The organism is Kocuria sp. NPDC057446 (assembly GCF_042802875.1).
Classification (GTDB): domain Bacteria; phylum Actinomycetota; class Actinomycetes; order Actinomycetales; family Micrococcaceae; genus Kocuria.
Map to the genome: position 1 here is coordinate 1 of NZ_JBHVDI010000163.1, position 8,244 is coordinate 8,244.

The 8,244-nt window shown below is 75.7% G+C and carries 8 protein-coding genes; 6 read left to right on the plus strand and 2 right to left on the minus strand.

Features of this window, described 5'->3' with window-relative positions; all coding sequences use genetic code 11:
* Positions 1-271: 271 nt before the first annotated feature.
* Positions 272-1,576 (plus strand): cation:proton antiporter, encoded by a 1,305-nt coding sequence (locus tag ACFU0Y_RS15485; RefSeq protein WP_380215416.1) that lies wholly within the window; start codon positions 272-274, stop codon positions 1,574-1,576.
* 25 nt (positions 1,577-1,601) lie between these two features.
* On the opposite strand, the gene dtd is transcribed toward ACFU0Y_RS15485, so the two are convergent.
* On the minus strand, positions 1,602-2,054 hold the full coding sequence (gene dtd / locus ACFU0Y_RS15490; RefSeq protein ID WP_380215417.1) for a D-aminoacyl-tRNA deacylase: 453 nt from the start codon (positions 2,052-2,054) through the stop codon (positions 1,602-1,604).
* 55 nt (positions 2,055-2,109) lie between these two features.
* On the opposite strand from dtd, the gene ACFU0Y_RS15495 reads away from it, so the two are divergent.
* Complete coding sequence (locus ACFU0Y_RS15495; RefSeq protein WP_380215418.1) at positions 2,110-2,709, plus strand: hypothetical protein; 600 nt, start codon at positions 2,110-2,112, stop codon at positions 2,707-2,709.
* Positions 2,710-2,726: 17 nt separating this feature from the next.
* Here ACFU0Y_RS15495 and ACFU0Y_RS15500 read toward each other — a convergent pair whose 3' ends face one another.
* The gene (locus tag ACFU0Y_RS15500) at positions 2,727-3,353 is read right to left on the minus strand and encodes a maleylpyruvate isomerase N-terminal domain-containing protein (RefSeq protein WP_380215419.1); all 627 of its coding nucleotides are present in this window, start codon (positions 3,351-3,353) and stop codon (positions 2,727-2,729) included.
* Between the two features lie 401 nt (positions 3,354-3,754).
* Between ACFU0Y_RS15500 and ACFU0Y_RS15505 the strand changes: the two genes are divergently transcribed.
* From ACFU0Y_RS15505 to ACFU0Y_RS15520, 4 genes are all read left to right on the plus strand, one after another.
* Entirely contained in the window at positions 3,755-4,183 is a 429-nt protein-coding gene (locus ACFU0Y_RS15505; RefSeq protein ID WP_380215420.1) for a hypothetical protein, read from the plus strand.
* A complete protein-coding gene (locus ACFU0Y_RS15510; protein ID WP_380215421.1) occupies positions 4,183-5,421 on the plus strand; it encodes a glutathionylspermidine synthase family protein in 1,239 nt (412 codons plus the stop codon). The genes ACFU0Y_RS15505 and ACFU0Y_RS15510 overlap by 1 nt, the downstream gene beginning before the upstream one ends.
* Positions 5,418-6,713, plus strand: a complete 1,296-nt coding sequence (locus tag ACFU0Y_RS15515) for an APC family permease (RefSeq protein WP_380215422.1) — start codon at positions 5,418-5,420, stop codon at positions 6,711-6,713. The genes ACFU0Y_RS15510 and ACFU0Y_RS15515 overlap by 4 nt, the downstream gene beginning before the upstream one ends.
* Before the next feature lie 81 nt (positions 6,714-6,794).
* Positions 6,795-8,096 (plus strand): winged helix-turn-helix domain-containing protein, encoded by a 1,302-nt coding sequence (locus ACFU0Y_RS15520; protein ID WP_380215423.1) that lies wholly within the window; start codon positions 6,795-6,797, stop codon positions 8,094-8,096.
* Positions 8,097-8,244: the final 148 nt, after the last annotated feature.

Sequence of the window (8,244 nt, forward strand, 5' to 3'; positions counted from 1 at the left end):
GGGCCGGCGCGGCGCCGTCGTGCCGGGAAGCCCCGTGCTGGTCGCCGCGGGGGGCGTCGAGGTCGTCGAAGAGAGAGCCGGTCACCCCCTCAGGCTAGCGGCTGTGCCGCCGGAGCCCTGTCGGAACGGGGCGCCATGGGCGTACGATCAGCACGCTGATCACACCGGTGCTACCGGTGGGCGCCCTCCGGCCGGCGGGGGCCACGACGAGGACCGGCGCGGCAGGGCCTCACCGGGGGTCCCGTCCGGTCGATCCAGGAACGAGGTACGGGTGTTCGAAGCCCCCAGTGTGCTCTTCGCCGCCGCCGGTCTGGCCGTGTTCGCGGCCGCCCTGCTGCCCCGGCTGCTCGTGCGGGCCCCCGTGTCGATGCCCATGGTCTTCCTGGGCGCCGGGGCGGTGGTCTTCGCGCTGGCCGACGCCCTGCCCGACCCGGACCCGGTGGCCCACAGCGACATCACCGTGCACCTGAGCGAGATCTGCGTGATCGTCTCGCTCATGGGCGCCGGGCTGGCGCTGGACCGCCCGCTGGGCCTCCGGCGGTGGGCCACCACCTGGCGGCTGCTGGGGATCGCCATGCCCCTGAGCCTGCTCGGGGCGGCCCTGCTGGGCTGGTGGGTGCTCGGACTGAGCGCGGCCGGGGCCGTGCTCGTGGCCGCGGCGCTGTCCCCCACCGATCCCGTCCTGGCCTCCGAGGTGCAGGTCGGGGAGCCCTCGGAGTCCCAGGAGGACCTCGAGGGCGAGGACGAGGTGCGCTTCGGGCTCACCTCCGAGGCGGGGCTCAACGACGGCCTGGCCTTCCCCTTCGTCTACCTGGCGATCGCCCTGAGCGTCGTGGGCACCGCTCCCGGCGCGTGGCTGCCGTACTTCGTGGCCGTGGACGTGACCTGGCGGATCGCCGTCGGGTGCCTCCTCGGCGTCCTGGTGGGCCTGCTCCTGCGGCGGCTCTTCTTCCGCTCCCCGCTCGGGAGCGTGCGCACGGCCGCGCAGACCGAGGGGTTCGTGGCCCTGGCGGCCACGTTCCTCACCTACGGTGTGACCGAGATGGTCGAGGGCTACGGCTTCGTGGCCGTGTTCGTGTGCGCGGTGACCATCCGGGCGGGCGAGCGCGTGCACGGTGCCCACGGCGTGCTGCACAGCTACATCGAGCAGCTCGAGCGGCTGCTCACCGTGGTGGTGCTCGTGCTGCTGGGCGGCGCGGTGGCCCGGGGCCTGCTCGCCGGGCTCACCTGGCGCGAGGTCCTCGTCGCGGCGGCCTTCCTGCTGCTGGTGCGTCCCCTCGCCGGCTGGCTCAGCCTGCTCGGCGGCCGGACGGGCCCGTGGGAGCGCGGCGTGCTCGCCTTCTTCGGCGTGCGCGGCATCGGCTCGGTCTACTACCTCGCCTACGCCCTGTCCAAGGGCGAGTTCGCCGCGGAGGACCAGGCGCTGTGGCGCATCGTGGGTCTGGTGATCGTCTCCTCGGTGGTGCTGCACGGGGTCACCGCGGGGCCCGTCATCGCCGCCCTCGACCGCGCCCGGGAGCGCCGGGCCCGCGCCGAGACGGGCACCGCGGAGGCGGCCCCCCGCACACCGATCTGACGGCCCGCGCCGGGCGCGCCGCGGCTCAGCCCCGGCGCGGCCGCTCCAGCTCGGCGCTGTCCAGGACCAGGGTGAACGGGCCGTCGTTGACGAGCTCCACCTGCATCGCGGCCCCGAAGCGCCCGGTCGCCACACGCGCCCCGAGATCCCGCAGTGCCTGCACGTAGGCGTCGAAGACCGGCTCCGAGACCGGACCGGGCGCGGCGGCCGACCACGAGGGGCGCCGGCCCCGGCGGGCGTCGCCGTAGAGCGTGAACTGGCTCACGGCGAGCACGGGCGCCCCGAGGTCGGCGCAGGAGCGCTCGCCCGTCAGCAGCCGCAGCGTCCAGGTCTTCTCGGCGAGCTTCGCGGCCGTTGCGGCGTCGTCGTCGTGGGTCACGCCCACCAGGGCCACGAGGCCCGGCTCCTCGATCGAGCCCACCACGTCTCCCCCGACGGTCACGGCGGCCCGGGCCGCCCGCTGCAGAACGATGCGCATGGGCCCAGTCCACCACAGTCCGGGGCGGTTCCGGGCGCCCCGATAGCCTCGTGCCATGGTCACCGCGCGCAGCACGTCCCGAGGCAGCACCCTGGTGGCCGAGGTCTTCGCCCCCGCCCCGCTGGTCCTGTCCCTGCTGGTGCTCGCCGGCTGGGCCGGAGCCGGGTGGTCCGGGGCCCTCTGGGGCCTGGGGACCGCCGTGGTCGTGGCGTCGCTGCCCATGCTCGTGCTGCGGGTGCTCGCCCGCCGCGGGCGGGTGGACGGGCACTTCGTCCGCGCCCGGGCCCAGCGGCTGCCCGTCTACGCCGCCACCGGGGTGCTGACGGCCCTCGTGCTGGTCGCCGGGCTCGCGCTGGGCGCCCCGGTGGTCGTGCCGGTGACCACCGCCTTCGTGCTGCTGGGCCTGCTGGTGCTGCTGGTCGTGACCCTCTGGTGGAAGATCTCCGCCCACGTGGCCATGGCGGCCTGCTGGGCCGTGGGGCTGGGCGTCCTCCTCACGCCGTGGGCGGCGGCGGCCGCGGCGGCGGTGCCGGTCGCGGTCGCCGTCTCGCGGGTGCGCACCGGCGACCACACCCCGGCGCAGACGGTCGTCGGGGCGCTCGTGGGCGTGCTCATCGGGCTCGGCTACGGGGCCGCCGCCGGCACGGTGCTCTGAGCCGGTCCCCGGCCGGCTCAGCCCAGGACCGAGAACCCCGGCGGCAGCGGGCGCCGGCCGGTCAGCGCCAGCAGGACCTCGGGAAGCCGGCCGCCGGAGGCGGCGATCTCGAGCGCCGTCTGCCCGGCGTCGGCCAGCACGTGCTCCGGGGGCCGGCGGTCGAGGGCACAGGCCCGGGCCACGTCCAGGCCGTGGACCGCCAGCTCGAACGTGCGGGTGGGCACGTAGGCGCGCACCCGGGTGCCGCCCACCACCGTGCGGATGAGCGGGTCCTCCTCCAGGGGAACCTGCGCCAGGGCGTCCCTGGCCCGCTCCAGCGACGCCCGGACGGTGGCGTCCGGGTGCCGGCCGAGCTCGTGGCCCGCGGCGACGCCCCGGGCCGCGACCTCCCCCGGGTCCGTGGCCGCGGCGGACAGCGCGTAGTACTGGGCCACCCCGGTGCAGGTCTCGTCCTCGGCCGGGACCGTGAGATAGGTGCCGAGCGTGACGAGCGCGCGATGGGTGTGACCCACCAGCGCCCGGACGTCCCAGGTGCCCAGGCCCGGGCGCGTCCAGTGGTGCGGGCGGAGCTCCCCGACGAGGTCGGCGAACCAGGCGCCGGCGTCGAGCAGGGCGGTGCGGGCGGCGGCAGGATCACGGGTCATGGGCTCCCCTGGGTGCTGCGGACGGAGCGGGTCCGGCCGGCCGGCCGGGCCCGGCCCCGTCGGGTGACCGAAGCATACTGCGGGGCGCCGCCGGCCGGTTCGATGTTGCTCCCGGTTGCGCCCGCACATCCCTCGGTACGAAGGGCTCGGCCGTCCCTCGCGGGCCCGGACACGCGTGCGGACCGGGTGCCCGCACGCGGCCGGGACGTCGTACCCTCGGAGGAGTACGCCCGGGTCCCCGGTTCGCCCGGGCGGCCGCTGCCGTCCGGCGGCGTCCTGGCACCCCCGTCCCGGCACCGCTGTTCCGGACCGCCACGGCGCCGTGCCGGTCCGGTCCCGCCGTGGGCCGGCCAGGCCCGGGGGCGTTCTCGTCCCGTCCTCCTCGTCCCGGAAGGCCCAGCATGCCGCCCCGCCCCTCCTCACGGACCATGGCCGCCGCCTCGATCGGCGCCCTGACGATCGCCCTGACCGGCTGCGGCCAGGAGCCCCAGGACGTGCAGGAGGTGGACTCCGACTACGCCCAGATCTGCGTCCAGGACCCGGACGGGGAGGGCGGCGCCGAGCCCGTGCGGGTCGACGACGACGAGTGCGACGACGACCGCGGGCCGCGGGTGGGCGGCTTCTTCCCGATGTGGGTGCTCATGAGCTCCGCCCGCGCCGCGACCGTGCCCGCCGTGGGCTCGGCCGTGCCGTCCTCGGCGGGCTGGAGCACCGGCCGGCCGCCGGGCTCGGCCACCGTGGCCCGCGGTCTGCCCCGAGACGGCACCGCTGTGGGCAAGAGCGGCGTCTCGCGCGGCTTCGGCGGCTCCAAGAGCGGCTGGGGCTCCTGATGCGGCGCGTCGACGGCCTCGCCCCGCGCCCCGGCTGGGAGCGCACCGTCCGCGACGAGGGGCTCACCTACGCCCGCACCGAACGGCCCGACGGCCGGTCCTTCTCGTACTGGAACGAGACGGCCGCCTACGTCTTCTCCCCCGACGAGGTGGACGAGCTGGAGTCCGTCACGGACGAGCTGCACCGGATGTGCGCCGAGGCCGCCCGGTACCTGGCCACCGGCGCCCTGGGCACCCTGGGGCTGTCGGACGCGGCCTTCGAGCTGGCCCAGCACTCCCTCCGGCTGCGCGAGCCCTCGATCTACGGCCGCTTCGACCTGGCCTGGGACGGGACGGGCCCGCCGAAGATGCTCGAGCTCAACGGCGACACCCCCACCGGCCTGGTCGAGGGGGCGATCTGCCAGTGGAGCCGCATGGAGGCGCTGTTCCCGGGCCTGGGCGAGGACCACCCGGAGTTCGACCAGCTCAACGGGCTGTGGCCCATGCTCGTGGACCGGTGGCGGCAGCGGCTGCCGTTCTCGGCCACGAAGACCCTGCACGTGGCCTACACCCGCGAGGAGGAGTCCGGGGAGGACGCCGCCAACGCCGCCGTCATCGCGAACACCGCCGTCGAGGCCGGCTACCGGGCCGTCCTGCTGCCCGTCGAGGACGTCCGCTACGACACCCGCTCCCGCGGCTGGGTGCACGCGACCGGGGACGTGGACCACCCCGTGGTGGTCGGCCCGATCGAGGAGATCTTCGCCCTGCACCCGTGGGAGCACATGGTCGACGACGGACCCGGGGCGTTCGTGCTCGAGGACCCCACCCTGATGCACCACTGGTACGAGCCGGCGTGGAAGATGTTCCAGTCCAACAAGCTGCTGCTCGTGGCCCTGTGGCGGTGCTTCCCCGGGCACGAGAACCTGCTGGCCGCCCATCCGGACGGGCCCGGCGAGCTGCGGGAGTGGGTGCGCAAGCCGGTGTTCGGCCGCGAGGGCGACGGCATCGAGCTGCACGCCCGGGACCTGCGGGTCCGCGCGGAGCACCCGCACGACTCCCCGCTGGACGTGTGGCAGGCCTACACGCCCATCCGGAACTTCCCCGGCTCCGACGGCGCCCCCAACCACCCGGTCATCGGCTCCTGGGTGGTGGGCGAGGCCGGCGCGGCGGGCATCGGCATCCGCGAGTCCGACGGCCCGCTCACCGACTACTACTGCCGCTTCGTGCCCAACGTCATCGACAAGAAGGGTCTGCTGTGACCGCCCACCTGCTCCCCCGGTCGATCTCCACCACGACCTCCGCGGTCATCGGCTCCACCTCGATCGCCCCGCTGTACTCGGCCGTGGTCACCGTGGGCCTGATCCACGCCCTGGTCGGGGCCTGGACCCCCGTGGTGCTGGTCGGCGCCGTGCTCCCCATGGTGGTCGTCTCGCTGTGCTTCGCCCGCCTCGACGCCCTCTACGAGGACCAGGGCACGGTCTACCGGTGGGCCCGGGAGGCCTACGGCGCGTTCACCGGGTTCCTGGGCGGCTGGGGGCTGTGGCTCTCGGCCACCCTCGTGCTCGCCTCCCTGGCCTGGGTCACGGCCGACTCCGCGCTGTTCGCCCTCGGGGTCGGCGCCGGGCCCTGGGCCACCACGGCCGTGGCCGTCCTGCTCATGGCCAGCTTCGCCGCCGTGTCCTCCACCGGGATCAGGATCTCGGCCGCCGTCCAGTGGGTCCTGGCCGTCCTGCAGCTGATCGGGGTGGTCGTGCTGGTGTGGGCCGTGCGCACCGCCCCGCCCCTCCCGCCGGGCACGAGCGCCGAGGACGGGGAGTGGACCGGCTTCTACGGCGTCGCGGAGCTCGCCACCGGCACCGGGGTGTCGGCCGGGGACGTGGCGGCCGCCCTGCTGCTGGCCCTGTTCCTGTACTGGGGCTGGGACTCCACGTTCTCCCTCACCGAGGAGTCCACCACCCAGCGGGCCCCGCGGATCTCCGCGTGGATCGCGCTCGGCGTGGTGGCGGGCGCCTACGCCGCCATCGGCTGGGCCTACGCCCCGGGGTCCTCGGTGGCCTCCCCGCTGCTGGCCGCGCTCGTGGCGGTCTCCGCGGGCGCGTCCATCGGCACCACGATGATCCCCACCTCCCGCGGCCTGATGTCCATGGCCCGCGGCGGGCACCTGCCGCGCCGCTTCCGGTCCCTGTCCTTCGCCACGTGGACCACCGCCGCCGTCGCCGCCGCCTGGATGGCGTTCTCCGGGCCGCTCTTCGACGACTCGATCGGCATCATCTCGGTGCTCGTGGCCCTGTACTACGGCCTGGCCTGCGCCGCGGTGGCGAAGCTCGGGCGCACGGCCGGGGCGCGGGCGCTCGGCGTGCTGGGCGCCGCGCTCATGGCCGTCGCCCTCGTGCTGACGGGCGCGGAGTACGCGCTGACCGCCTCCTGGGTGTGGGTGGGCCTGGTGCTCGCGCTGCTCGTGGTCCCGCTGTGGTTCCTCCTGGGCCGGGGCCGCGAGCCGCTGCCGGGCGCCCACGAGCGCACCCCGCACCTGGAGAGCCTGCTCGACTGACCCCCTCGCCGGCTGTTGCCCTGCCGGACCGCTGGTGCCCGGACCACCATGCCCCGGCCGCAGTCGTGCGCGCGGCCGCGAATGCCGTCGACTCCGCACGCCGGTCTCGGTATCGTCGTCCGGGTGACCCGCACGATCAGCCTGGCCCAGGCGCGCCGCGTCGCGATCGCCGCCCAGGGCCTGGACCGCACCCGGCCCCCGGTGGTGACGATGCGGCACGTCACGAGCACCGTTGAGCGCATCGGGCTACTGCAGATCGACTCGGTCAACGTCCTCGCCCGGGCGCACTTGCTGCCGCTGCTCGCCCGGCTCGGGCCGTACGACACCGCCCTGCTCGATCGGGCAGCGGGCCGGGCGCCGCGCCGCCTCGTCGAGGCCTGGGCGCACGAGGCCTGCTACCTGCCCGTCGCCACCTTCCCGCTCGTCGCCTGGACCCGCCGGCGCTGGGCCGGCATGGACCCCGACGCGCTGGAGGCCCGCCACCCGGGCGTGCTCGAGCTCGTCCGGGACGTCGTCGCCGAGCGCGGCCCGCTCACGGGCCGGGAGGTCGAGGCGTTCGTCGACGCCCGCCACGCGCAGCGCGCCGAGGAAGGGTGGGGCTGGCGGTGGAGCGCCGCCAGGACAGCCCTGGAGATCCTCTTCGACGCCGGGCAGCTCGGCGCCGCGCGCCGCAACGCACAGTTCGAGCGGGTCTACGACCTCACCGAGCGCGTCCTGCCCCCGCACGTCCGTGGTCAGCCGCCGCCGGACCCGGACGACGCCGTCCGCGAGCTCGTCCGCATCTCCGCCCGCGCTCACGGCATCGGGACCGTCCGGTGCTTCGCCGACTACTTCCGCCTCGGGCAGCGCGTCACCCGCCGCGCTGTCGACGAGCTCGTCGACGGCGGCGAGCTGCTGCCCGTCACGGTCGCCGGCTGGGACCGCCCGGCGTGGCTGTACGTCGACGCCGGCGTGCCGCGCCGCGTGGGCGCCCGTGCCCTGCTGGCCCCCTTCGATCCGCTCGTCTTCGAGCGTCGTCGGCTCCTGGAGCTGTTCGGGATGCACTACCGCATCGGGATCTACACCCCGGCCTCCCGGCGCACCCACGGCTACTACGTGCTGCCGTTCCTGCTCGGCGAGTCCCTCGTCGCCCGGGTCGATCTCAAGTACGACCGGGACCGCGGCGTCCTCCTGGTCCGCTCCGCCTTCGCCGAGGAGCCGGGTCCCGACGCCGCCGCGGCAACGAGGTGGCCGACGCGCTCAGTCGTCGTCGGGGAGCTGGCGGCCGAGCTGGCGACGACCGCGACGTGGCTGGGCGCGGACACCGTCGCCGTGGACGAGGACGCGAGAGGGGATCTGACCGGTCCGTTGCGGGGAGAGCTCCGCCGACCGTGTCCGCGCTGAGGCCCGAGGATCCGTCCCGACGACGATCGCGGTGGGCGTAGGCTGGATCGGCCTGCGGCGGGGGCTCGGCACCGCCGTGCTGCTGCCGGACCGAGCACCGGCGCACCGGGAGCACATCGGGCCGGGTCCGCCCGGAGCGGGCGGACCC